Origin of the sequence: Vibrio sp. B1FLJ16 (assembly GCF_905175385.1) — a bacterium.
Classification (GTDB): domain Bacteria; phylum Pseudomonadota; class Gammaproteobacteria; order Enterobacterales; family Vibrionaceae; genus Vibrio.
On the sequence record NZ_HG992750.1, the window covers coordinates 1,179,936 to 1,203,873 of the forward strand.

20 protein-coding genes and 1 pseudogene are annotated in these 23,938 nt (G+C 45.9%); 7 read left to right on the plus strand and 14 right to left on the minus strand.

Annotation, left to right across the window (positions count from 1 at the left end):
* Positions 1 to 9: 9 nt before the first annotated feature.
* The 9 genes and pseudogenes from betB to KHN79_RS19270 form a co-directional block, all read right to left on the minus strand.
* On the minus strand, positions 10 to 1,470 hold the full coding sequence (betB, locus tag KHN79_RS19230) for a betaine-aldehyde dehydrogenase (RefSeq protein ID WP_182009101.1): 1,461 nt from the start codon (positions 1,468 to 1,470) through the stop codon (positions 10 to 12).
* A gap of 18 nt (positions 1,471 to 1,488) precedes the next feature.
* On the minus strand, positions 1,489 to 2,088 hold the full coding sequence (gene betI / locus KHN79_RS19235) for a transcriptional regulator BetI (protein WP_182009100.1): 600 nt from the start codon (positions 2,086 to 2,088) through the stop codon (positions 1,489 to 1,491).
* Positions 2,089 to 2,608: 520 nt separating this feature from the next.
* Entirely contained in the window at positions 2,609 to 3,367 is a 759-nt protein-coding gene (locus KHN79_RS19240) for an SDR family oxidoreductase (protein WP_182009099.1), read from the minus strand.
* A gap of 9 nt (positions 3,368 to 3,376) precedes the next feature.
* On the minus strand, positions 3,377 to 4,273 hold the full coding sequence (gene mmsB, locus KHN79_RS19245) for a 3-hydroxyisobutyrate dehydrogenase (protein ID WP_182009098.1): 897 nt from the start codon (positions 4,271 to 4,273) through the stop codon (positions 3,377 to 3,379).
* A gap of 25 nt (positions 4,274 to 4,298) precedes the next feature.
* A pseudogene (locus KHN79_RS19250) lies at positions 4,299 to 5,487 on the minus strand (enoyl-CoA hydratase/isomerase family protein).
* A gap of 10 nt (positions 5,488 to 5,497) precedes the next feature.
* Positions 5,498 to 6,274, minus strand: coding sequence for an enoyl-CoA hydratase (locus KHN79_RS19255; RefSeq protein WP_182009097.1), 777 nt, complete (start codon positions 6,272 to 6,274; stop codon positions 5,498 to 5,500).
* A 53-nt stretch (positions 6,275 to 6,327) separates the two neighbouring features.
* Entirely contained in the window at positions 6,328 to 7,482 is a 1,155-nt protein-coding gene (locus tag KHN79_RS19260) for an acyl-CoA dehydrogenase family protein (RefSeq protein ID WP_182009096.1), read from the minus strand.
* 85 nt (positions 7,483 to 7,567) lie between these two features.
* Positions 7,568 to 9,061: a CoA-acylating methylmalonate-semialdehyde dehydrogenase gene (locus tag KHN79_RS19265; RefSeq protein ID WP_182009095.1), complete on the minus strand. Its 1,494-nt coding sequence runs from the start codon at positions 9,059 to 9,061 to the stop codon at positions 7,568 to 7,570.
* A 56-nt stretch (positions 9,062 to 9,117) separates the two neighbouring features.
* On the minus strand, positions 9,118 to 10,296 hold the full coding sequence (locus KHN79_RS19270; RefSeq protein WP_182009094.1) for a thiolase family protein: 1,179 nt from the start codon (positions 10,294 to 10,296) through the stop codon (positions 9,118 to 9,120).
* Between the two features lie 209 nt (positions 10,297 to 10,505).
* On the opposite strand from KHN79_RS19270, the gene KHN79_RS19275 reads away from it, so the two are divergent.
* The 7 genes from KHN79_RS19275 (at position 10,506) to KHN79_RS19305 (ending at position 18,982) form a co-directional block, all read left to right on the plus strand.
* Positions 10,506 to 10,892 carry a MerR family DNA-binding transcriptional regulator gene (locus tag KHN79_RS19275; RefSeq protein WP_182009093.1) on the plus strand — a complete coding sequence of 129 codons (387 nt, stop codon included), beginning with the start codon at positions 10,506 to 10,508 and terminating at the stop codon, positions 10,890 to 10,892.
* A gap of 69 nt (positions 10,893 to 10,961) precedes the next feature.
* Complete coding sequence (locus KHN79_RS19280; protein ID WP_182009092.1) at positions 10,962 to 12,131, plus strand: isovaleryl-CoA dehydrogenase; 1,170 nt, start codon at positions 10,962 to 10,964, stop codon at positions 12,129 to 12,131.
* 98 nt (positions 12,132 to 12,229) lie between these two features.
* Entirely contained in the window at positions 12,230 to 13,837 is a 1,608-nt protein-coding gene (locus KHN79_RS19285) for a carboxyl transferase domain-containing protein (protein ID WP_182009091.1), read from the plus strand.
* A 107-nt stretch (positions 13,838 to 13,944) separates the two neighbouring features.
* On the plus strand, positions 13,945 to 14,727 hold the full coding sequence (locus KHN79_RS19290; protein ID WP_182009090.1) for an enoyl-CoA hydratase-related protein: 783 nt from the start codon (positions 13,945 to 13,947) through the stop codon (positions 14,725 to 14,727).
* Positions 14,720 to 16,777: an acetyl/propionyl/methylcrotonyl-CoA carboxylase subunit alpha gene (locus tag KHN79_RS19295; protein ID WP_182009089.1), complete on the plus strand. Its 2,058-nt coding sequence runs from the start codon at positions 14,720 to 14,722 to the stop codon at positions 16,775 to 16,777. The genes KHN79_RS19290 and KHN79_RS19295 overlap by 8 nt, the downstream gene beginning before the upstream one ends.
* Positions 16,758 to 17,663 carry a hydroxymethylglutaryl-CoA lyase gene (locus KHN79_RS19300; protein ID WP_182009088.1) on the plus strand — a complete coding sequence of 302 codons (906 nt, stop codon included), beginning with the start codon at positions 16,758 to 16,760 and terminating at the stop codon, positions 17,661 to 17,663. The genes KHN79_RS19295 and KHN79_RS19300 overlap by 20 nt, the downstream gene beginning before the upstream one ends.
* Positions 17,664 to 18,115: 452 nt before the next feature.
* A complete protein-coding gene (locus KHN79_RS19305) occupies positions 18,116 to 18,982 on the plus strand; it encodes a choice-of-anchor L domain-containing protein (RefSeq protein ID WP_182009087.1) in 867 nt (288 codons plus the stop codon).
* Between the two features lie 271 nt (positions 18,983 to 19,253).
* On the opposite strand, the gene KHN79_RS19310 is transcribed toward KHN79_RS19305, so the two are convergent.
* The 5 genes from KHN79_RS19310 to KHN79_RS19330 form a co-directional block, all read right to left on the minus strand.
* Complete coding sequence (locus KHN79_RS19310) at positions 19,254 to 21,146, minus strand: FUSC family protein (protein WP_182009086.1); 1,893 nt, start codon at positions 21,144 to 21,146, stop codon at positions 19,254 to 19,256.
* Positions 21,147 to 21,160: 14 nt separating this feature from the next.
* Complete coding sequence (locus tag KHN79_RS19315; protein ID WP_182009085.1) at positions 21,161 to 21,583, minus strand: MarR family transcriptional regulator; 423 nt, start codon at positions 21,581 to 21,583, stop codon at positions 21,161 to 21,163.
* A 305-nt stretch (positions 21,584 to 21,888) separates the two neighbouring features.
* Positions 21,889 to 22,293, minus strand: coding sequence for a DUF1801 domain-containing protein (locus KHN79_RS19320; protein WP_182009084.1), 405 nt, complete (start codon positions 22,291 to 22,293; stop codon positions 21,889 to 21,891).
* 50 nt (positions 22,294 to 22,343) lie between these two features.
* Positions 22,344 to 23,120, minus strand: coding sequence for an aminoglycoside phosphotransferase family protein (locus tag KHN79_RS19325; protein ID WP_182009083.1), 777 nt, complete (start codon positions 23,118 to 23,120; stop codon positions 22,344 to 22,346).
* 66 nt (positions 23,121 to 23,186) lie between these two features.
* A complete protein-coding gene (locus KHN79_RS19330; RefSeq protein WP_182009082.1) occupies positions 23,187 to 23,729 on the minus strand; it encodes a DUF4157 domain-containing protein in 543 nt (180 codons plus the stop codon).
* Between the last annotated feature and the right edge of the window lie 209 nt (positions 23,730 to 23,938).

Below are 23,938 nucleotides of genomic sequence, written 5' to 3' on the forward strand. Positions count from 1 at the left end.
TAGGTGTGTTTAGGCGTAAGGGCTTTCGAAGTCGCTAAGCTGAACCAGTACGCTCTTAGTTTGCGTGTAGTGCTTCAGTGTTTCGACGCCGTTCTCACGGCCAATACCGGATTGCTTATAGCCACCAACTGGCATTTCTGCCGGAGAGTCACCCCATGCATTAACCCAGCAGATACCTGCCTGAATCTTATGAATTACGCGATGAGCGCGAGAGAGGTTCTGAGTGAAGACACCAGCAGCCAAGCCATAGTCCGTATCGTTAGCTCGCTCGATAACTTCAGCTTCTTCGCTAAATTTAAGCACGGACATTACAGGACCAAAGATCTCTTGCTGTACGTGGCTCATGCTGTCGTCACAGTCGATAAATACGGTTGGAGCAACGAAGTTACCATTTTGCAGACCATTATCTGTTACTTTGTAACCGCCGGTCAGCAGAGTGGCACCGCTCGCTTTTGCGCTCTCAATCGCTGACAGCACTTTGCTTTCATGTTCTTTTGAAATTAAGGCACCGATTTGTGTATTTTCATCAAGTGGGTCGCCAACAACCAATTTCTCACTACGAGTTTTAAGCTGTGCAACAAAGTCGTCGTAGATAGATTCATGAACAAATACCCGGGTACCGTTGGTACATACCTCACCCTGAGTGTAGAAGTTAGCGACCATCGCTGCTGATACCGCATCGTCCAGTTTCGCATCGTCGAATACGATCAGGGGAGACTTACCGCCGAGTTCCATCGTCACTTGCTTAAGCGTTTTTGCACTGTCACCCATAACAACTTTGCCAGTACCTGACTCTCCTGTGAACGATACTTTAGCAATATCCGGATGCGCCGTTAGCATCTGCCCTACTCGATAGTCACCCTGCACGACGTTAAACACACCATCAGGAAGACCCGCTTCAGAATAAATTTCCGCAAGCTTTAGCGCTGTAAGCGGTGTTTCTTCCGACGGCTTAAAGATCATTGCATTACCGGCAGCCAGTGCTGGTGCTGATTTCCACATTGCGATTTGAATCGGGTAGTTCCAGGCGCCAATACCTGCGCAAATTCCCAGAGGTTCACGGCGCGTATAGAAAAACTGGCTTTCATTGAGTGGTTGTTGCTCACCCTGCAAACTTGGGGCAAGACCAGCGTAATATTCGATAACATCTGCGCCTGTCGTAATATCAACAGCGATAGCTTCTTGAATTGGCTTGCCCGTGTCCGCCACTTCTAAAGCGGCTAACTCGTCATTGCGTTCACGCAGAATCGCTACCGCTTTGTTAAGAATCCGGCTACGTTCAATGGCCGTCATTGCAGACCAAACCTCAAAACCGCGCTTTGCAGATTCAATAGCGGCTTCCATATCGCTCTGGTTTGCTTGTTTAATATTGGCCAATGGCTCACCATTTGCCGGATTGTAAGTGGTGAAATGCTCTTCAGAACATCCGATATACATTGCACCATCGATGTAGTGTGTTTTCATTTCCATAGTGAAGACCTGTGACTTTTATATTTTATGAGAGTAAAACGTTAGCTGCTTTTCGAGATAATCGTTGATAATGATCCTCGCTTTATCAGCATCGATGCCTTGCGGGTTGAGCGTGCCGCGTAGCCATATACCGTCAATCAGTGATGCTATCCCGTGAGCAACCAACTCTGCTTGCTCCGCACTTAATAGTGCTTTTAGTTCTCTTCTTAGATGGGACAACAGACGTCGTTCATTCACTCGTTGCAAACGCTTAAGTTGCTCGTCATGCATTGAGTAAGACCAGAAAGCCAGCCACGTTTTAGCGACTTTATTTTCTGCCTGATAACCTACGAAGTTGCCGTCAATAATGGCGTTGATACGTTGGTGATGAGCATCTTCAGGCTGCTCACGAAGCTTTTTCGTGATCGTCGATGAAAGTTGGCGAAGGATCTCGCGCATCGTTTCTTCCAACAATCCGTGTTTACCACCAAAGTAATGATTGATGATCCCCGTAGATACACCAGCCTCTTTGCTGATCAACGAGATACTAGCTGCATGTAAACCAACTCTGTCGATCACTGACATCGTCGCATTCACCAGCTGTGGTTTCCTGATTTCAGGCATTCCCACCTTCGGCATTTCATCCCCTTTCATTTTTAATTGAACGGTTAGTTAAATATAAATTACCTAAAATTTAGTTCGAACTCAAATTAATTTTCGAGAAAAATGTTAATAGAAGACGTCAAAAGATTTACAAATCGAAGAAGATCAGGACTGGAAATTTGGCAGATTAGCTACATAAGACACTTGAAAAGTAACTTTATTTCAAATAATTACTAAATACTATGCTTTAAGAATGGTTATTTTTGTTAACACCACAACCAAACAACATAAACCCCTCAAAAAAATTTGCAACGTACACTAATCATTTAGATGTAATGATTTTAAGGGTGGGCAAATTATCACCAAACGTGCTCTAGAAGTTCTCTATTTGCTTCATTAGAGTAAAGCGATGAATTGAAGTGCCATCAGACGCACAAAGACAGGTATAAATCTTAGCCAATAAAGCTATGGTTGAGGGGGTAGATTGAATAAGGACTGGCTAACTTTATCCGAGAATATCGTTAGCCAGGTTGTTGGGGGGGTGCTGCTCCTAACTTTACATTCGCATACCGCCATCGACTTCTAATACTCTCCCTGTAACGAATTCGTTGGTTAGTACATATTTCACGGTAGCTGAGATTTCATCAGCCAGGCCTAGTCGACCAACAGGAATCATGCGGATTAAACGTTCCATCGCTTCTGGTTTAATTTGGTCCGTCATTGCAGTTTTAATCACGCCTGGGGCAATCGCAACCGAACGAATACCAAACCGCCCCAACTCTTTTGCCCATACGGTCGCCATGGTCGCGACCGCTGCTTTGGATGCGGAATAGTTCGTTTGGCCGATATTACCAGCACGAGCGACACTCGATATGTTGATCAAAACCCCTTTGCTGTCAGTATGAAGCATCACTTTGCTCGCTTCACGGCCGCACAGAAAGGTACCAGTAACGTTAACATCCATAACCGACTGAAACTGCTCCAGCGACATTGGAGTGATCTGACCATCTTTGACTTTAATGAACATGCCATCGCGCATAATACCAGCGTTATTAATCACGCCATTAAGCTGTTTAAAGTCCGTTTCTATTTGTGCAAATGTCTCGCAAACCTGTTGTTCGTTTGTCACGTTGGTTACATAACTGCGAGCCGTCACCCCAAGCGATTGACACTCTGATTGAGTTTCACCAAGTTGCTCTGGGTTAAGATCGATCAGTGCGAGATTCACTCCGCTCTCTGCCAGCGATAACGCCATCTGTTTACCCAACCCCTGCCCTGCACCAGTGATCGCAATAACCTTATTTGCTAACTCCATAAGCACTCCTTAGGCTTGGTTTTGCTTTTGGTAAAACTCAAACAAGCTAGAGAAATCTTTTTGTCCGTTGCCCTGACTATTGTGCAAAGCGAAAAGACTGCGGGCGAGACCACCCATAGGCGTCGAAGTTTGGCTGGCAACCGCGGCTTCCATGGCAAGACCAAGATCTTTGGCCATTAGCTGGCTCATGAACCCGCCCTGATAACCATTACTTGCTGGCGCATTTTCCATCACGCCCGGACATGGGTTGTAAAGTTCTAATGCCCAGTTACGTCCCGAGCTTTGCAACATAATGTCAGACAACACTTTAGGATCTAGGCCATTCTCAACCCCCAAATTAATGGCCTCGCAAGTACCACTCATTAAAATGCCTAACATCATGTTGTTACAGATTTTTGCTACCTGACCAGCGCCAACCTCGCCCGCATGGAAGATGTTTTTGCCCATATGGCTAAGCATAGTCTTCGCTCGTACAAAGTTCTCTTGCGAGCCACCGACAATAAAGGTCAATGTGCCTGCGGCCGCACCTGCAACGCCACCAGACACCGGGGCATCAACAAAGCTGATGCCAAGTTGCTCTGCTTTCTCGCCAACCAGACGTGCGGTCTCAGGATCGATGGTAGATGAATCAATCAGCAAGGTTCCCGATTCAGCGCTTTCTAAAATGCCATCCTCTCCAAGGTAAACACCTTTTACATGCTGACTCGCTGGTAGCATTGTAACGACCACACTCGCTCCCTGTACGGCTTGTCTAGCCGACTCTGCACTCGAAGCGCCAAGCCCAACTAGTTCAGCGACGGTACTCGGATTCAAATCAAAAACTTCAACGTTCAAGCCTGCTTTAACTAGGTTCTTAGCCATAGGACCGCCCATGTTGCCAAGACCAATAAATGCTATTTTATCCATGTTCTGTCTCTTCCTTGTCTTGTCGCTATTCTGCGTTACTCAGTTGCGATAGTTCAGCCGAAGCTAACTGTAGTGAAGTCAGTGGGTACTCCGCTGAATCTATCGGAGAAAAAAAAACGTTCTAAGTCTTCTGGCTTAACATCAGAAACACAGTTGTGAATCCAGTTTGGTTGATTGGTCTTATCAATCAGCAGCGCTCTGACGCCTTCCCTGAAGTCTCCCTCTAGTCCACAGCGCAAGGTGAGGTTAAACTCCATATCAAAACAAGCGTCCAGTGAGAGGCCTTGGTATTGAGTCAGTTGCTGATAGGTAATGTTTATTGAGAGTGGGCTGCCATAGCTCAGCGCTTTTTGCGCATTGATGAACCATTTATCGCTGACATCAGCGCTGATTATCGCTTCGACAATCGTTGATAAGTCGCCGCAACAAAGCTCTTCTATCAATCTAGCATGAGGCAACATCAACCCTTCATCAGGCTCTTTAACTTCTACACTTCGAAGTAGTGTGGCGATCTTCTCATCGATGTCGGTTTCATTATTCCAATCGATAGACGCAAGCTGTGCAAAGAAATGTTCCTTACTGCCTGCCGAAGCAATCCATTGGCTCAACCCTAATGCTTTCATATCTGTGGCATTAACCTGACACGCCGTTAAACCAAGAAAGAGCGCAAAATGTTTCGGCAACTGATTCAAGAAATAGGTCGCGCCTACATCAGGGTAAAGGCCTATTTTGATTTCCGGCATTGCAAATCGCGTAGTCGTTTCTACCACCCGATGGCTTGCACCCATAAACACACCAACGCCTCCACCCATTAGGTAACCGTGCCCCCATGCAATGATGGGTTTCGGATAGGTGTGAATTAGATGATCGCAGCGATACTCTAAATCGAAGAAGGTTTCCATTGCAGAAAACGCCGAGTCAAAATCTTGCTCTTTGTTCTCTAACACTCGATAGACCGCCTGAATGTCACCACCTGCGCAAAATGCTTTTTCACCCTGTGCATGCAAAACGACGGCAACAATGCTGTCATCCTGTTGCCATTCATGGAGCTGGTTATATAACTGCTCAATCATTACGTAATTAAGCGCGTTAAGTGCGGCAGGGTTATCTAACTCCAACACACCAATAGCAGAACCGTCGGCACACCCTACCTTTGACACATTTACTTTGCTCGTAGTACTTCCTTTATTGTTAGTAGATGGTTTGTTAGCCATGACGCCCCCGTTAGCTATTAGTCCAATTCGGCTTACGTTTTTGCAAGAAAGCGTTCACGCCCTCTTTCTGGTCTTGAGTATTGAAAAGCTGTAAGAACAGTTCACGCTCCAATACCAACCCAGCAGCATGAGTTTGGCTACGTCTGTTTTGAATTAGCGTTTTACATGCAGACACAGATTTCGGCGACTGACCAGCTACTCGTTGCGCCAAAGCCATCGCTGCATCGAGCGCTTGCCCTTTTGCAACCACCTCTTCAACCAAACCGATTTTTTCCGCTCGCTCCGCTGTCACACGTTCGCCACACAGGATCATCCGTTTCGCCCATCCTTCACCAACTAAAGCCGTAAGGTTTTGTGTTCCGCCCGCGCAAGGCAGTAAGCCGACAGAAGCTTCTGGCAGCGCCATCTGCACCTGCTCTTCAGCGATACGAATGTCACACGCCATCGCCACTTCCAGGCCGCCACCCATCGCATAACCATTAATAGCCGCGATAGAGACCCCATCAAATGCTGACAACGCTTCAAAGGCTTCACCAAATGCAAACGCCATATCTGCCGCTTGCGATTTATCACCCGATGCAAAGTTGTTCAGATCTGCGCCAGCAGAGAAGAACTTCTCTCCTTCACCTGTCAGAACCAAAGCATACACAGAACGGTCATTGCTGAGTTCAACCGCCAACTCTTTTAACTCATTAAGAGATTCAATCGTCCAAGTATTGGCAGGCGGATTACTAATCGTAAGCTTAGCGATGTGAGCTTCGCGTTCTAGTTTGATTTGTGCTGTCATAATCTTTAAGTCCTTCTATTCCTTAGGTAAGGGTAAGACTGTGTCTTTATTAGCTAAAGCAACTCAACGCCTTCCGTGAGTAAACGTCTTGAAATGATCAGACGCATGATTTCGTTAGTGCCTTCAAGGATTTGGTGAACACGAACGTCTCTGAAATGACGCTCGACTGGGTATTCTTTGATATAGCCATAACCACCGTGGATTTGCAGCGCCTGGTCACAGACTTTAAAGCCCACATCGGTTGCAAAGCGCTTGGCCATTGCGCAGTATGCGCTCTTTTCTGCATGTTCAGCATCGAGTTTTGCGGCAGCCAGTCGTACCATTTGACGCGCAGCAACAAGCTCTGTCGCCATGTCTGCCAACTTGAACTGCAATGCCTGAAACTGTGCCAGTGAACGTCCGAACTGCTTGCGTTCAGTCATGTACTGCTTTGCTTCGTTAAGTGCTTGCTGTGCCGTACCGACAGAACAAGTGGCGATATTAATTCGGCCACCATCTAGACCGAGCATAGCGAACTTAAAGCCTTCGCCCTCTTCACCTAGAAGATAATCAGCCGGAATACGGACATTTTCGAAGCTGATCATTCGAGTTGGTTGGCAGTTCCAGCCCATTTTGGCTTCTTTCTTACCGTAGCTGATACCCTCGCAATCTGCTGGAACGATAAAGGCAGAAACACCTCCAGCCCCTTCGCCGCAAGAACGCGCCATCACGACCAGTACGTCAGTATCTCCCGCACCAGAAATAAATACTTTCGCGCCGTTCAAAACAAACTCTTTACCATCGCGCACTGCACTTGTCGTCAGAGAAGCCGCATCAGATCCCGCATTTGGCTCAGTTAAACAGTAAGAAGCCAACTTTTCTCCTGAGATCAAGTCAGCGCTAAATCGCTGAGCGACTTCTGGTTTAGCAAAACTGGTGATCATCCAAGTCGCCATATTGTGGATAGTCATAAACGCCGTGGTTGCTGTACACCCCATCGCCAACTGCTCAAAAATAATCGCAGCATCCAACCGGGAAAGTCCTAAACCACCGTGCTCGGGAGGCGTATAGATACTCAGAAAACCAAGCTCACCAGCCTGACGAAGTACATCTTTAGGAAAATGCTGTTTTTCGTCCCACTCTGCGGCGTGTGGTGCGAGCATCTGTTCTGCGAACTGTTTCGCAACGTCTGCGAATGCGATTTGATCTTCGTTTAATTCAAAATCCATCTTGAAGTCCTAAGGTCTGATTCATTGCATTTGAATAAGCCAAGCCCATTCAAGACTTGGCTAGATATATGACTAACCTGAGTGATTAGCTCAATTGAATGGTCATATTCGGACCACTAGGGATGTCATCTTCAAACCAACGTGCAGTGACAGTTTTCGTCTCGGTATAAAAGCGAACCGCTTGTTTACCATAAGCATGCAGATCGCCGTAGAAGCTCCCTTTCCATCCCGTAAACGAAAAGAACGGCAATGGCACAGGAATCGGCACGTTAATCCCTACATTACCCACTTCAATATTGTGCTGGTACTTTCTCGCCGCTGCGCCACTGGCAGTAAAAATAGAAGTGCCATTACCAAAGCGGTTCGCGTTGATCAGCTCAATCGCTTCATCTAAATCATCCACTTCCATGGTGAGCAGCACTGGACCGAAAATCTCTTCCTGATAAATCGACATGTCGGTAGTCACGTTGGTAAACAGTGTAGGACCCACCCAGTTACCGTCAGGGAAACCTGCTACTTGGCAATCAGTACCGTCGAGAACACAGTTCGCGCCAGACGCTTTACCTTCGTTAATCAAATTCACCACTCGTTGCTTCGCCTGCGGGCTAATAAGCGGGCCATAACCTGCGGTTTCGTCATCCCACGCGCCAGGTTGGACTTGAGATAACGCCTCTTTAAGCTCTGGAATCCACTCTTTGGTTTCACCAACAAAAACCGCTACCGAAATCGCCATACAACGCTGACCTGCTGCACCAACTGATGCGCCGACAAGGTTATTAATCACTTGCTGTTTATTTGCGTCAGGCATAATAACCATATGGTTCTTCGCACCGGCAAATGACTGAACGCGCTTTAGGTTGTCAGTACCGGTTTTATAGATGTACTCACCCACTGGCACAGAACCTACGAAAGAGATCGCGCGTACAACTGGGTCGGTGAGGATACGGTCGACTTGTTCTTTAGTGCCGTGAACAATTTGCAATACGCCTTTTGGTGCGCCCGCCTGTTCAAAAAGCTCTGCCAGCTTCATCGCCGTCAGTGGAACTTGCTCCGAGGGTTTCAAAATAAAGGTGTTACCACAAGCAATTGCCATTGGGAACATCCATAGTGGAATCATTGCTGGGAAGTTGAAAGGTGTGATGCCAGCACAAACACCAAGTGGTTGAATGTAAGAATAACCATCGATACTTGTTGCTACGTTTTCAACCGTTTCGCCCATCATTGAGCTGCAAATATTCGCTGCTTGTTCTACAACTTCAATCCCGCGCCAGATGTCACCTTTTGCATCCGCTAAGGTTTTACCCGTCTCGCTTGAAAGCAGTATTGCCAACTCGTCGTGCTGTTCTTTTAGTAAATGTTGATAGCGCAACATCAATCTCGCACGCTCCGGTGCAGCCACTTCTTTCCAGCGCTTAAATGTCTCTGTTGCACTAGCGATCGCGGCATTCATCTCCGATTCGGTGGCACAAGGTACTTGCGCAATCACTTCATTGGTTGCTGGGTTAGTGACATCGAGCCATTGTTTTGAGTCGGAGATGGCGAATTCACCGCCGATATACTGCTTAACTTGTTCTGTCATGATGACGTCCTTGTATTTTTCAGCTTCTGCTGAAGAGGAGTTATATTGAAAATGAATTAGCAGATTTCAATCGCGATTGCGGTTGCTTCACCACCACCAATACAAAGCGAAGCAACACCACGTTTACCACCAGTCTGTTTAAGTGCATGAATCAAAGTCACCAAAATTCGGTTACCACTCGCGCCGATTGGATGCCCCAACGCACAAGCACCACCGCGTGGGTTGACTTTGCTCTCATCAAGTTCGAGCACTTTCACCGCGTATTGAGTCACAACGGCAAAAGCTTCATTTATTTCCCAAAGGTCAACGTCCGATTTATCCCAACCTGTTTTTTCCAGTAGTGCTTCAATGGCAAATACTGGTGCGGTAGTGAACTCTTCCGGCGCTCTTGCATGCGTGCTATAGGCGACGATTTTGGCAAGTGGTTGCAGATTTTTCCGCTGAGCAAAGTCACTGTCTACCAGTACCATTGCCGATGCACCGTCAGAAATAGAGCTCGAATTTGCGGCTGTGACGCTACCATCTTTAGCAAACGCAGGACGTAAGGTTGGAATTTTTTCAACATCGAGTTTGCTCGGTTGTTCATCATCAACTACCAAGGTCTCACCGCGTCTGTTTTTCACACTTACAGACACGGTCTCTTCTTTGAATAAGCCCTGTTCAACCGCATGCTGAGCGCGTTTCACCGATTGCTGCGCCCATGCATCCATACTTTCACGGTTAAACTGATACTTTTGCGCCGTTTGTTCAGCAAAGACACCCATTAGCTCGCCTTGATAGGCATCCTGCAAACCATCATAAAACATGTGATCGAGCACTTGTTCGTGACCTAAACGAAAACCTTCTCGTGCTTTCTTCAATAGATAAGGAGATGAAGACATATTTTCCATTCCCCCAGCGATAACAGCTCGCGCGTTTCCTGACTGAATAAGATCATGAGCCAACATCACGGTCTTCATACCAGAACCACAAACTTTATTTATTGTCGTGCAACCAACCGATTGTGGTAGTTCTGCTTTTAAGCTTGCCTGGCGTGCAGGCGCTTGGCCCACCCCAGCAGGTAGTACACATCCCATCAGTACTTCATCTATTTGTTCTGCATCCAGCTGACTTTCTGCTAATGCGCCCTGAATGGCTGTCGCTCCGAGCTCAGTGACGTCTGTTGAAGCCAGAGCCCCCTGAAAAGCTCCGATCGGCGTTCGTTTAGCGGCAACAATCCATGTTTCATTTTTCATTTTATTAACCTTTTGTTGACGTTTACGTAATAACTATACTAACATTTACGTTAACGTCAAGTTTGAGGTTGTTGTTTGTTCGAGTGAATTGTAAGTTTCAGGTAAACATCAGTAATATCAAGGCTCAAGAGTTATCACTGGTTATTTACTTTAACGTTAACGAATTGTATATTCGGATGAATGTTATACGAAAGTCGTAAGGTTAAAGCATGAATACATTTAAGATCAGTGAGCTCGCGAAGGAGTTCGATATTACAACCCGAAGTATTCGCTTTTACGAAGATTTAGGTCTCCTAACTCCGGAACGTAAAGGCAACACACGAATCTACAATGGTCGCGATCGAATTCGGCTAAAACTGATTTTGCGAGGTAAGCGATTGGGCTTTTCTCTTGCAGATATAAAAGAGTTATTTGAACTCTACGATACCGATCAAAGCACAGAGCAGTTGAACTATATGATTCGGTTAATCGAAGAGAAGAAGGCTGCATTGCAACAGCAGGCGAATGACATTCAAGCGGTAATGATGGAGTTAAACGCAGCTCAGTTGCGATGTGCAAACACACTTAGATCCATGAAAGGCGAAAAAGTCACCTGATAGCAATCCGCTCTACCAGAATCAATCTGCTATATCGGGATGTAGGTGACGTAAAGGCAAGGACACGCAATGAAATCTACCTACTCTTCCCTGAACTTTGTTTATGACGAAAATACCGACTTGCTTCGCGAGCAAATCAACAGCTTTGCTGCAAGAGAAATTGCGCCTTTAGCGCAATCCATAGACCAATCTAACGACTTTCCTAACCATCTATGGTCCAAATTAGGTGACATGGGTCTGTTAGGCGTGACCACCAGCGAAGAGTTTGGTGGTGCAAACATGGGCTACCTCGCCCACGTTATAGCTATGGAAGAGATCAGCCGTGCATCTGCCTCAGTTGCGTTAAGTTACGGCGCACACTCTAACCTTTGTGTTAACCAGATCCACCGCAACGGAACACAGGCACAAAAAGAGAAATACCTACCCAAACTAATCTCCGGTGAACACGTCGGTGCCCTTGCCATGAGTGAGCCAGGCGCGGGTTCCGACGTGGTATCTATGCAGCTCAAAGCCGAACGTAAAGGCGATATATTTCTGCTAAACGGCAACAAAATGTGGATCACCAACGGCCCGGATGCGCACACCTACGTTGTCTACGCTAAAACTGAGCCTAGCCTGAATTCCAAAGGCATCACGGCCTTTATTGTCGAACGCGGTTACCCTGGATTTACTCAGGCGCAAAAACTCGACAAGTTAGGTATGCGTGGCTCCAACACTTGTGAACTGGTGTTCCAGAACTGCGAAGTTCCTGCGGAAAACATTCTCGGTGAAGAAAATCAAGGCGTGAAAGTATTGATGAGCGGTTTGGACTACGAACGAGTTGTCCTTGCCGGTGGCCCGCTTGGAATTATGCAGGCGTGTATGGATATCGTTGTGCCGTATATCCACGACCGTAAGCAGTTCGGCAAATCCATTGGCGAATTCCAGCTTGTGCAAGCGAAAATCGCAGACATGTACACACAAATGAATGCCGCTAAAGCCTATGTTTACGCTGTTGCTGCCGCTTGTGATCGCGGTGAAACCACACGTAAAGACTCCGCTGGTGCGATTCTCTACAGCGCTGAGCTGGCAACCAAAATGGCTTTGGATGCGATTCAGCTACTCGGCGGTAATGGCTATATCAACGAATTTGATACCGGTCGTTTACTTCGTGATGCGAAGCTGTACGAAATCGGCGCAGGCACATCAGAAATTCGCCGCATGCTAATTGGTCGCGAATTATTTAATGAAAGCGCCTAGTCAATTCACTCAGGCGTTCTGACTCTAAATAACTTCCTTATTCAACCTAAATGATGACGGGTGATACCACCCGTCTACCGAATGGAGCTCGGCTATTTATGGCTTGTTTGACGACTAATATTAATACCCAATCAGAGCAGTATCAGGAAAACTACCGCTCTATGACGTCGCTTGTAGATCAACTTTATACAGTAACCGCCCAAATAGAAGATGGTGGTGGCGAGAAAACGCGAGAGCATCAGAAGAAGAAAGGAAAGCTTCCTGTTCGTGAGCGTATTCTTGCCCTGCTCGACCCTGGCTCATCTTTTCTGGAAATTGGTCAGTTTGCTGGCTGGGATGTGTATCCGGATTACGTACCCTGCGCCGGAGTGGTTGCGGGTGTCGGTGTGATAGACGGCACCGAGTGTATGATCGTAGCAAACGATGTGACGGTAAAAGGCGGAAGTTATTACCCGTTGACCGTTAAAAAGCATCTGCGTGCACAGGAAATTGCAGACAAATGCCAACTGCCCTGTGTTTATCTGGTCGACTCTGGTGGTGCTAACCTGCCCCGCCAGGATGAAGTATTCCCGGACAAGGATCACTTCGGTCGTATTTTCTATAACCAGGCTCGTATGTCGGCAAAAGGCATCCCACAAATTGCGGTAGTAATGGGGTTGTGTACCGCTGGCGGTGCTTATGTACCCGCCATGTGCGACGTATCTATTATCGTAAAAGAACAAGGGACTATCTTCTTAGCAGGCCCTCCTCTGGTAAAAGCGGCGACCGGAGAGGAAGTCAGCGCCGAAGATCTTGGCGGTGCAGACGTTCACTGCCGTACTTCGGGAGTGGCCGATTATTATGCAGAAAACGATCACCACGCATTAGAACTGGCAAGACAAGCCGTATCTCAAATCAACCACTTAAAACCGGTTCAACTCAAACAAAAAGAGCCCCAAGAACCACGCTTTACTGCGCAGGAGCTTTACGGAATCGTCGGTACTGATCTCAAAAAGCCGTTTGATGTAAAAGAGGTCATTGCCCGACTCGTGGATGATTCACAATTTGATGAATTTAAAGCGTTATTTGGTGAAACCTTAGTCTGTGGCTTTGCTCATATCCACGGTATGCCGATTGGTATCGTTGCCAACAACGGGATTCTGTTTTCAGAATCGGCGCAAAAAGGCGCGCATTTTATTGAGCTGTGCGCGCAACGCAAAATTCCACTGCTGTTTTTGCAAAACATCACTGGCTTTATGGTCGGTCAGAAGTACGAGGCTGAAGGCATCGCCAAACATGGCGCAAAAATGGTGACGGCTGTTGCGTGTGCTGACGTGCCGAAGTTTACCGTCGTAATTGGCGGCTCCTATGGTGCAGGTAACTACGGCATGTGTGGTCGCGCTTATGACCCGACCATGATGTGGATGTGGCCAAATGCCCGCATCTCCGTAATGGGTGGTGAGCAAGCAGCCGGGGTTATGGCACAGGTTACGCGCGATATCAAAACGCGCAAAGGAGAAAATTGGAGCGCAGAGGAAGAAGAAGCGTTCAAACGCCCCATCGCAGATCAATACCAGACTCAAAGCCATGCCTACTACGCCAGTGCGCGCCTGTGGGACGATGGAATTATCGACCCGGCGAAAACCCGTGATGTCGTTGGGATTGCTCTATCTGCTGCGCTTAATGCACCTATACCAGACAGTAAATTTGGCATCTTCCGTATGTAGCCAGAAGCAATGAAAACCTTAACTACCCGCTATTCACCAAAGTACTTTCACGTGATGGTTAGCGAGTACTGGATTATCAGATTTACATGTCAGACAAAGGAAGTCACATGACCGGACTACTGCTTAAAAAAGACGGCAATAACGTTGCTTGGCTGAGCTTAAATCGACCTAAGAAACATAACGCGTTTAATGACGAGTTGATCGCCTCACTTATCGAAACGCTAGAACAGCTTGAAAAGGACGATTCTCTGCGTGCCTTGGTGTTAACCGCACAGGGGAAGCACTTCTCTGCGGGCGCAGATCTGGGCTGGATGCAGTCAATGGCCACGAAGACCGAATGGGAAAATCTGCAAGATGCCCAACAATTAGCAAAACTTCTGCATACGCTGGATGCTTTTAGCAAACCGACCATTGCGATGGTACATGGCGCAGCATTTGGTGGTGCACTCGGGCTGATCTGCTGCTGCGATATTGCCATCGGCACACCTGAAAGTCGCTTCTGTTTGAGTGAAGTGAAACTCGGTTTGCTACCTGCCACCATCGGCCCATACGTTATTCGATCGATTGGGCAACGACAAAGCCGACGTTACTTTTTAACCGCAGAGCTGATTGATTCGCAGACCGCACTGTCGATGAACATTCTTCATCAGATAGACAGTCAACCTCGGGACGCCGTTAATCGTATCATCGGTAATCTACTTCTTAATGGCCCAAATGCCATGCAGGCAGCAAAAGCACTCTGTTTACGCTGTGACAACCAGCCTATCGATCATTCATTAATCGAATATACCAGCCGGGCTATTGCAAGTGCCCGAGTGTCCGCTGAAGGACAAGAAGGTCTGACTGCTTTTTTTGAAAAGCGCGCTGCCAACTGGAGGAATCATGTTTAAAAGAATACTTATCGCAAACCGCGGTGAAATTGCATGCAGAATCATTAAAACCGCGAAAAGCATGGCTATCGAAACCATTGCCGTCTATTCCGACGCAGATCGCAGTAGCTTACATGTAAAACAGGCCGATTTCGCCGAGTTTATTGGCCCTGCACCGGCGAGTGAGTCTTATCTGGATATCGATGCAATTATCCGTGCTGCAAAGAAATGGCAAGCCGATGCAATCCACCCCGGCTACGGGTTTCTTTCTGAGAACCCGAGACTGGCTAAAGCGTGCAGTGAGAATGACATTATATTTATTGGTCCTTCCACCAGCGCAATTGAAGCCATGGGTTCCAAATCGCAAGCTAAAGCCATCATGACTGCAGCTAACGTGCCTCTCGTTCCCGGTTATCACGGTACCAACAACAGCGTTGAGCATCTATTAGCTGAAGCGGAAAAAATTGGTTACCCGGTCATGCTAAAAGCAACCCTGGGAGGCGGCGGTAAAGGCATGCGAGTAGTTAACAGCGTCGCCGAAATGCCTTTAGCGGTTGAGGGCGCACAACGCGAGGCGCTTTCAAGTTTTGGCGATAAACAACTTCTGATTGAAAAATGTATTGTGCAACCCCGTCATGTTGAAGTTCAGGTATTTGCTGACCAACATGGTCATTGTGTCTATCTTTCTGATCGCGATTGCTCTATTCAACGTCGTCATCAGAAAGTTGTCGAAGAAGCACCAGCACCCAGCCTTAGTGATGAGCTGCGTAAGCAAATGGGTGAAGCCGCGGTGCAGGCTGCTCAAGCAATAGACTACGTTGGCGCCGGTACAGTTGAGTTCTTGCTCGATAGCCGGGGGCAGTTCTACTTCATGGAAATGAACACCCGTCTGCAAGTAGAGCACCCTGTCACTGAACTGATCACTGGCGTTGATTTAGTTGAATGGCAGTTCAGAGTCGCAGCTGGCGAGCGTTTACCGATCTCGCAATCCGAAATCAAGCATAACGGGCACGCAATCGAGCTAAGAATTTACGCAGAAGATGCAGCTAACGACTTTATGCCATCGACTGGTCGCATTGATTACTTAAAAGAACCTGTTTCAGACAGTAATGTCCGTCTAGCGTTAGTACGCGTTGATAGCGGTGTTACCCAAGGCGATACCATCAGCGAATACTACGATCCAATGATCAGCAAACTGATTGTCTGGGGGCAAAACCGTGACATTGCATTAAAGCAGCTTAAACAAGCGTTAACTCAGTATCATGTACGTGGTGTTACGACAAACATTGGTTACCTTCACAGCATTATTTCGCAGCCAGCCTTTGCAAACATTGAGCTCGATACAGGGTTCCTCGTCAAACACCAACAAAGTATTAGCGAACAACAAAATGTGTCGGATTCCGTCTGGCTAACTTTAGCTGCCATTGCTCGCTGGAGCGATCTCACCTCGAAATCTGGCGATTCAGCGCTCCCCACTCCCACTAAACAAGGTTTTAGGCTATCGGCTGACGACGTCTATCGATTTAACTTTACGGATGCAAATACCAACCATCAAATACGTTTGTACCAATCACCTCAGGAAACGGGAGCTCATCTTCACCACTTCACTGCGCAATGTGGCGAAGAACGGCATCAGGTAAACCTGCTGGAAAAAGATAACCAGTTCATCGTTAATATTGATGACGTGCGCTACGCCTTTAATGCACTCAACAACGAGCAAAAAACAACGCTGTTTTACCTCGGTCAGCAACGCACATTTGCTCATCAACCAAACTTTGAGTCAGTTAACAACAAAGACGATGAGCTTAGCCCGACCGCGCCGCTAAACGGTGTGATATCAGCAGTCATGGTAGCTAAGGGCGATGAAGTAGCGGCGGGCGATCCATTGTTAGTGCTCGAAGCCATGAAGATGGAATACACCATCACGGCTCCGCTAGCAGCATGCGTAGATGACGTGTTTTACCAGCATGGAGATCAAGTTCAACACGGCTCCATACTGCTTCATTTAACTTCAACGTCGGATAACGTCTGTAAGGATAAGGAGCGAGCATATGCTGCCAGCGAAGGTTAACATCGTCGAAGTCGGTGCACGTGACGGACTGCAAAATGAGGCGGCGGTGACACTAGACGATAAAATCCGTTTGATTAATCAACTAAGCAACAGCGGCTTAAAGCACATTGAAGCTGGCTCTTTCGTCTCGCCGAAATGGGTGCCTCAAATGGCCGACTCTGAACAGGTATTTGCAGGTATCACGCAACATCCAGATGTCATTTATAGCGCTCTCACACCAAACATCGCTGGGTTTGAACGTGCTCTGGAAAGTGGTGTAAAGCAAATCGCTGTATTTGGCTCTGCTTCAGAAGCGTTCAGCAAGAAAAACATAAACTGCAGCATTTCACAAAGTCTCGCGCGGTTTGAACCTGTGATCGCATTGGCGAAGCAGCACAATGTTCCTGTACGCGGTTACTTGTCCTGCACCATGGTTTGCCCATATGAGGGAATAATCAAGCCAGAGCAAACCACTGCGGTCGCAAATACGCTGTTTGATATGGGATGTTATGAGGTTTCTCTCGGCGACACTGTCGGTAAAGCGACGCCTAATCGCGTTATCGCCATGCTGGATTCGCTCTTAACACAACTACCCAAAGACGCTCTAGCGGTTCACTTCCATGACACTTACGGGCAGGCGTTGGCTAATATTTATCAGGCTTTGCTGATGGGTATCAACACCATTGACAGCGCTGTGGCAGGTTTAGGCGGATGCCCTTATGCAAAAGGAGCGAGTGGCAACGTAGCAACAGAAAACGTGCTCTATCTGTGTGAACAGCTCGGTATTGAAACCGGTGTTGATCTCAACCTCATCAATGAGGCCGGCTGGCAAATTTGTAAAGTACTCGGCAAGCCGCCCACATCAAAAGTCGCCCTAGCGCTCGGCGATCCACAAACTCTGCAATAAACTCATGCAGTAACTCATTAATTAACTGACTGTAAAAGTCTGCTTTAGTGAGTTACTGCATTACTGCCAGTTAAGTTTCCACCCAGTAAATCACTCTTTCTGACGTTTCCATAGCGACGCGGTTTACTCAACAGCTGTGGATAACTCCAATTTAGACCGATATCTATTGTGTTAAAAACATTTCGTTATTATTTACAAATGATTAGGGAAACATAAACCCAGTTTACGTTGCTTATAAAACCTATAAAACCCCAAAGAACAATGTCAGCTATTCTTACAATAATAAAAATCCAGAAAAACCTTAATTTGTATTTAGCTGTTTTATAATGAATATTATCATTTGGCATATAGCTTGCTGTTAAATCTATCGCAAAGTTAATTCTTTTTACTTTTACTTTTTTACTTTGCCCCTGTTAATAAAATTAATATTTACAGAAATAAGGATAGATATTATGAGAAAGATAATAGCTACTTTGACGTTGGCTTTATCGACTTCAGCAAATGCATCTTTGGTAGTGACAAGTACTAACGATGGAGTCGTTTTAGCCAATACTATTCTGGGAACCGGGATAACCGTCACCAACATTAATGTTTTAGGCTCCAGCACTCAATCCGGAACTTTTGTAGGTGGCACGTCGTCAGGTTTGGGCATTAATGAAGGCATAATCTTAACATCTGGTACAGCTACAGATGCGGAAGGACCAAATAGCTCAGATGGCACCACTACGGACCAAGGTGGTTCCGGTGACTCTGATTTAGATAGTTTAATACCTCAAAGTACAAGTGATGCTAATGTCTTGGAGTTCGATTTTACTACAGAGACTGGCGACCTATTTTTTAATTACGTCTTTGCATCAGAAGAGTATAACGAGTACGCGAACAGCCCTTTCAATGATACCTTTGCATTATTTGTCGATGGTGTTAACTATGCGATGGCTCCGGATGGTCAGGTCGTATCGATTAATAATGTTAATTGTGGTAACCCATACATCGGTGTAGGACCAAATTGTAATTCGTTTAATAATAACGACCTTGATGATGGTGGACCTTTTTTTGACATAGAATACGATGGTTTCACCGATACATTCCTAGCCGCTATAACCGGTTTGGATTCTGGAACTCACACAATGAAATTTGCAATAGCAGATGCAGGCGATAGCATTTTAGACAGTGCTATTTTTATCAAGGCCGGCTCATTTTCCGGGTCAGTCCCAACACCCGGCCCTGCAAATCCAATACCTGAACCAACATCTCTGGCATTATTCAGCTTGGGCTTATTGGGTTTAACATTTAGGGCTAAAAGAAAGTTATCTAAATAATTTATTAGGCACCAATTAATAATATATAAAGAACTAAAATAATCTTTGCTTCCTATATTTACCTAGGAAGCGAAGATTTTTATACACTTAGATATGATTTAGTATATTAACACTATTTCAGCACGTCATTCACTCAGATAAATATCTTGAAAAGTAAGTATATAGTTAAAATCCGATGAACAGAAACCATTTAAAATATGATAAATAATGGTTTAGGGAAACCTCCCTTAGATAAATAACATAGCTTAAAAAGTCAGTGCGAATCACCTCACTAAAGTCCCCAAAGCGGCTTAGTTTGCTCAAGCTCTTCAGCCGTGCTCAGAGCTTGAGCGCAAAGTTGCGGTGTACGATTTTGTTCTTGTTCGACATAGCGGTGTAAGACTGCCAACGTATCCTGTGGAGAATGACTTAACGCCCGCTGTAAACGTCGGTACCAAACCTGATGACGTGCCTGATGATAGCCCTCAGGTGATTCAACCGCTTCTCTACGCAAGCTTTCTATACACTGCCCCAACATTAAGAGACCTAGCCCAGCCCGACCATGTTGCGGCCAGTCCAAACTGGTTTTTCGGGTCATACTCGTTAGCCTGGCAACTCTGTGTTTCATCCTCGCTTGCCAGAAAGGGAAAGAGGTAGTGTTAGAAGCAAGTGACGACATAGAGCGCCACATCGCATGCATGAGGACTTGGTGCCGACGAAGTAAATTGGTGGGAAATATCAGCTTAAATGCCAGTAGCGCTAGTGTTGGCCCCGCAATTATTGCAATACCCTTGAGCGCCATGAGCCCTGCGTCGGGTGTATAAGGCAATACCGGAGTGGAGAGCAACAAAAAGATCATCACGTAATCCATTGAGCCTGACATCACTTTGGGATGAGCGAATGGAATTGCGATCAGCAAAATAAACGGAACCATCATCAGTAACATTTGCCACTCACTGCTCGCTAACGGCCAGAAAAGTAACTGACAGATTGCGGTAGCGCCTACCGCCACTACTTGCCATAAAGCGATGTGCTTCATAATGAGTGCCGGACTTTCGAAAGTAGAAAACAACGTTACCATCACAGACGTTCCCAACAAGACATACGCCCCGATTGGCGAGCCAGTAAATGCCCAACCCGCACCCGCTAAAAGAATAATTGCACTGGTACGATACATAGCCTGTAAGGCGCTCACCCAGTCGCGGTGAAGCACAATATGGTAAGGCGACGGCTTATTTAAAATACGTCCGTGCTGATTGAATGTATGTCGTCCGGAGAGCGCCTGTTTCAGCTCACTTAGCCCTTGTTCCAGTTGAGGAGAATCGCAGGACTGAATAGCAAGACTTAAGTGCTTCAACACTTGTTCTAACGGTGATTTAAGGTCATGAGCTTGTATTACTTTTGCTATATGCTCCGCCAGCTCTTCATTTCTACTCGTTGCACGTTTTCCTGCAAGGATGCTAAGGAGTGATATATGAGCGAATACGACAGCACGCATAGATTGTACAGCTCGACGAGATCGAAGCGAGCCTGCACTATGTGGCTCCAAAGCTTCTTCTATTTGGGCGGCTTCCAGTAAAAGTTGGTCTATAGATTGAGAAAATGGCTCACTACGAGCTTGTTCCTGCAATGCCCGAAGTACAGAAACAGTCAGGCTGCGAAGACGCCAGATCAAAGCATCCTCATCACTTTTCTCCGCAAATATCAAACCTACAGCAAGTGCAACGATTACCCCTGTAGCAACCGTCAGAAAGCGGTCGGCACCGAGCGTCCAGATGTTTTGGTGGTTTACTTCACTTAACAAAACCACCAGCGAAGCAGAATAACCAGACAGCAAAGTACAGTAGCTAAAGAGCCCATGAATAACATTGCCAGCACCCGTACAAAGCCCAACCCAAAGAGCCAAACCGATCACTAACAGAAATAACTGATCCCCACACAGATACATAAGAACAAGCCCTGCAATGGTACCAATCAGCGTTCCCAAAATACGGAACAAACCTTTTTCTATCAGCATCCCTCGCCCGGGTTGAGATGCAGCCCAGACTGACATGGCAGCCCATGATGGGTGATCTAATCCAAGAAACCAACCAATAAATAAAGCCACGCACGAAGCAATCGCCGTCCGAAGTGCAAAAGCAAAGCGGCTTGAGTCGAATCCCCAGAGTGTTAATCGTTCCTGCATCGTCTTTGTACCTATTAACTCTTGAATCGGGTCGTTAAAGTATTTAATACTTCCAGCATAGTGCTTATCTGTTCATCAGAAATACCAGATAACATATCCTCTTCAATTTCCTGCAAATGCCCTCTTAGCACTTCAACTTGCTGACGACCTGTATCCGTCAGATAGATACGCTTAGTACGGCGATCCTGCTGATCGGCTTGACGCAAGATGTGTCCTTTTTGCTCTAGACTATCGAGTAGACGAACCAAAGAAGACCCTTCTATCCCGACAGAAGCTGCCAGTGCTTTCTGGCTAATACCATCACCGAATTCATCGAGGTGCAAAAGCGGAGACCAGCTGACATCTGTAAACCCTACTTGCGATAGCCGTTGATCGATGTGTCGGCGCCACAGGCGTGAAGTAATCGAGAATTGAATACCGAACTTTAATCTATCCATAAAGCCTTCAATTAAAATAATTAGAATTCAAACTATATGGCAATATACTAACAGTATCTATAAATAGTTCAAACTATCAGTAATGAGTAACACAGCTAAGTAGCGGCCTGATGCAGGTCCACTTATCATTCGGCAGAAGTGATAATCACTTTGAACAGAGGTTGTGAAAAGGCATCGTATCTAGGTCTATCGCTTTGAACGGCAAGATCATTTTTATCTACGATGTAAGGCAATCCTGACTACTTATGAACATTGACGGGCATGGAGCATTAGTTCAAGAGCACGTGTCTATAAATGAACTACCGTTACACTCCAAGAAGTGGCAAATGTTTTCTTTGCTGGTAAGTTAACGCTAGTTCTATACAGTGCCTGATAACAGGCTCTGGCATCGGATTATGTAGGTGCAACACTATTGCTCTGTTGCCTTGAAACTCCAAAGCTTCGCTATACAGTTCCCGAAATGTGTCTACTAGCTTGGTTTGACAGTTAAAAAACAGGTAATAATTACTGGGAGATTTCAGTTTCCAGTCGATTCTGATTGGACTACCAGACTTAACACTGTAACTGGGTTCACCCCATTTGAGCGATTCTTCAACTTCACCCAAATTCAGTTCAGTGGCAACATTGAGAATCAGACTTCTTAGTTTCTCTAGCTTAACTCGAGCATCTTCTGGATATTCTCCAAATCGATTTTGTACGGCTTTGTCCATTAGAATCTTCTCTCCTTAACCGAAACGGTCTTTCATAGTTACAAACACGCTTAATCACATAATCGACTGGTGATGTAATGAGCATTGCTACTCAGATACTCAATGTCAGCGAAATACGCCAAGTGATGATTATCTTTGATGTGTTGAATGAATGTTTCGTTCCCGTTAGCAGCTTCATCCTGCATATAATCAACCAACGCATGAATTCTATCTATCATGGTGATGACTAAAGATTGACGGCTCTCGTTATCTAAACCATAGGCATCACAAAACAGTTTTGCTCTGACGGACTGAGATTTCAAATCACCCATTGAGTCATGCTCATGCGTTTTAAATGGTGACCAACAGTAAACCGCATAAGCGACGTCCCAGATCCTCGGCGCTGGATGGGCAGTATCAAAATCAAAGATTCCGACCGTTTTAACTCCATTCAACGCTACGTTGTATGGTGCATAATCTCCGTGGCAGATAACCTCCACAGGCTCTCTGACAGGTAACATCCATTCCATTTTTTCATTCGCTAACTTTGAAACAAAACAGCTCGATACATCGTGATATTCTCGTAATAGTTTCCCTGCTGATACAAGTGCTTCTTTTGTCGCAATATTCTCTTTTAATGGGTAGTTGAATACATCGCCATTCACGTAAGACAAGACTTCGTTACCGCAGCCATCAAATCCGTATGATTTAGGTGCTAAATTAAAGCCATTTTTCTCCAAGTATGATAATAGAGTATGAATGGCCGCTGACCATTTTCCGCTTGGTCGATAAACTTTGTCTTCCGAGAAGAAAATTTGGTTTTCGCGACCACCTTGTAGTTCTTCCATTACTATCCTGTCCGCAGCCTATAAGAAAGAGCCGGATAACAATACCCAGCCCTAAAATTAACAATGTTATCTGTAAATACTGGCTTCGCGATACGCCTCTAATTCCATAGGAGCATTTTGATAACCATAAATATATAGCTGCATTAAATACTGCTTGGTCTGTTCTCTCACTCCCATTTGCTCTGCTTGACGCACATGAATAAGTTCGTGAGCTAAAAGTTCTCTATCATTTTTAGAAGAACGCTTTACCCATACACCATAGCCGTATGTGTAAGCCGCCATAAATGGAGAGCTATAACCAAACTTTTTCGCTAGCGCAGCTAATTCAGGGTCTTCCGGAAAAGGAAGCTTATCGACGTAGTAAATACGGACTTTCTCTGGATTTTTAATGCCTATGTTTGAGGCAATTGTTAATTGTGGTTCAGTTAAAGGTACTCCGGACTCTATCGCTTCAGACTCATTTTCAAGAACAAACTTCTTCGCTGCCGGAAGTAACTGTTCTATTTGATCAATAAGCGCCTGAGGCGGATTGGCGTATATACCATCTTTGTCAACACAACCAGCAGTTAAGCCTGCAACCAGAATTGCTGAGAACACTCTTTTCAGCATTTATTACTCCCAATTAAAAGATCTAATGTTTGAACATGTTTGATTATTAACTTAACCACCTTAAAAAATCGCCACGCAAGTGAGCATAGATGCCAGCCAAAACACAATATTCGCCTACCATCTGCGCACAATGAACATTTGATAAATCAAAGCGACAATCAGCGATAATTCGAACATGAACTGAAACAGAAATATCAGCAGCGAGTGGT

What these genes read in the sequence shown, in the direction of transcription:
- KHN79_RS19260 (WP_182009096.1), bottom strand. Translation starts at nt 7,482, where the DNA reads ATGGATTTTGAATTAAACGAAGATCAAATCGCATTCGCAGACGTTGCG.
- KHN79_RS19255 (WP_182009097.1), bottom strand. Translation starts at nt 6,274, where the DNA reads ATGACAGCACAAATCAAACTAGAACGCGAAGCTCACATCGCTAAGCTT.
- KHN79_RS19320 (WP_182009084.1), bottom strand. Translation starts at nt 22,293, where the DNA reads ATGGACAAAGCCGTACAAAATCGATTTGGAGAATATCCAGAAGATGCT.
- KHN79_RS19240 (WP_182009099.1), bottom strand. Translation starts at nt 3,367, where the DNA reads ATGGAGTTAGCAAATAAGGTTATTGCGATCACTGGTGCAGGGCAGGGG.
- KHN79_RS19280 (WP_182009092.1), top strand. Translation starts at nt 10,962, where the DNA reads ATGAAATCTACCTACTCTTCCCTGAACTTTGTTTATGACGAAAATACC.
- KHN79_RS19265 (WP_182009095.1), bottom strand. Translation starts at nt 9,061, where the DNA reads ATGACAGAACAAGTTAAGCAGTATATCGGCGGTGAATTCGCCATCTCC.
- KHN79_RS19300 (WP_182009088.1), top strand. Translation starts at nt 16,758, where the DNA reads ATGCTGCCAGCGAAGGTTAACATCGTCGAAGTCGGTGCACGTGACGGA.
- KHN79_RS19310 (WP_182009086.1), bottom strand. Translation starts at nt 21,146, where the DNA reads ATGCAGGAACGATTAACACTCTGGGGATTCGACTCAAGCCGCTTTGCT.
- KHN79_RS19330 (WP_182009082.1), bottom strand. Translation starts at nt 23,729, where the DNA reads ATGCTGAAAAGAGTGTTCTCAGCAATTCTGGTTGCAGGCTTAACTGCT.
- KHN79_RS19325 (WP_182009083.1), bottom strand. Translation starts at nt 23,120, where the DNA reads ATGGAAGAACTACAAGGTGGTCGCGAAAACCAAATTTTCTTCTCGGAA.
- mmsB (WP_182009098.1), bottom strand. Translation starts at nt 4,273, where the DNA reads ATGGATAAAATAGCATTTATTGGTCTTGGCAACATGGGCGGTCCTATG.
- betB (WP_182009101.1), bottom strand. Translation starts at nt 1,470, where the DNA reads ATGGAAATGAAAACACACTACATCGATGGTGCAATGTATATCGGATGT.
- KHN79_RS19315 (WP_182009085.1), bottom strand. Translation starts at nt 21,583, where the DNA reads ATGGATAGATTAAAGTTCGGTATTCAATTCTCGATTACTTCACGCCTG.
- KHN79_RS19270 (WP_182009094.1), bottom strand. Translation starts at nt 10,296, where the DNA reads ATGAAAAATGAAACATGGATTGTTGCCGCTAAACGAACGCCGATCGGA.
- KHN79_RS19295 (WP_182009089.1), top strand. Translation starts at nt 14,720, where the DNA reads ATGTTTAAAAGAATACTTATCGCAAACCGCGGTGAAATTGCATGCAGA.
- KHN79_RS19285 (WP_182009091.1), top strand. Translation starts at nt 12,230, where the DNA reads ATGGCTTGTTTGACGACTAATATTAATACCCAATCAGAGCAGTATCAG.
- KHN79_RS19305 (WP_182009087.1), top strand. Translation starts at nt 18,116, where the DNA reads ATGAGAAAGATAATAGCTACTTTGACGTTGGCTTTATCGACTTCAGCA.
- betI (WP_182009100.1), bottom strand. Translation starts at nt 2,088, where the DNA reads ATGCCGAAGGTGGGAATGCCTGAAATCAGGAAACCACAGCTGGTGAAT.
- KHN79_RS19290 (WP_182009090.1), top strand. Translation starts at nt 13,945, where the DNA reads ATGACCGGACTACTGCTTAAAAAAGACGGCAATAACGTTGCTTGGCTG.
- KHN79_RS19275 (WP_182009093.1), top strand. Translation starts at nt 10,506, where the DNA reads ATGAATACATTTAAGATCAGTGAGCTCGCGAAGGAGTTCGATATTACA.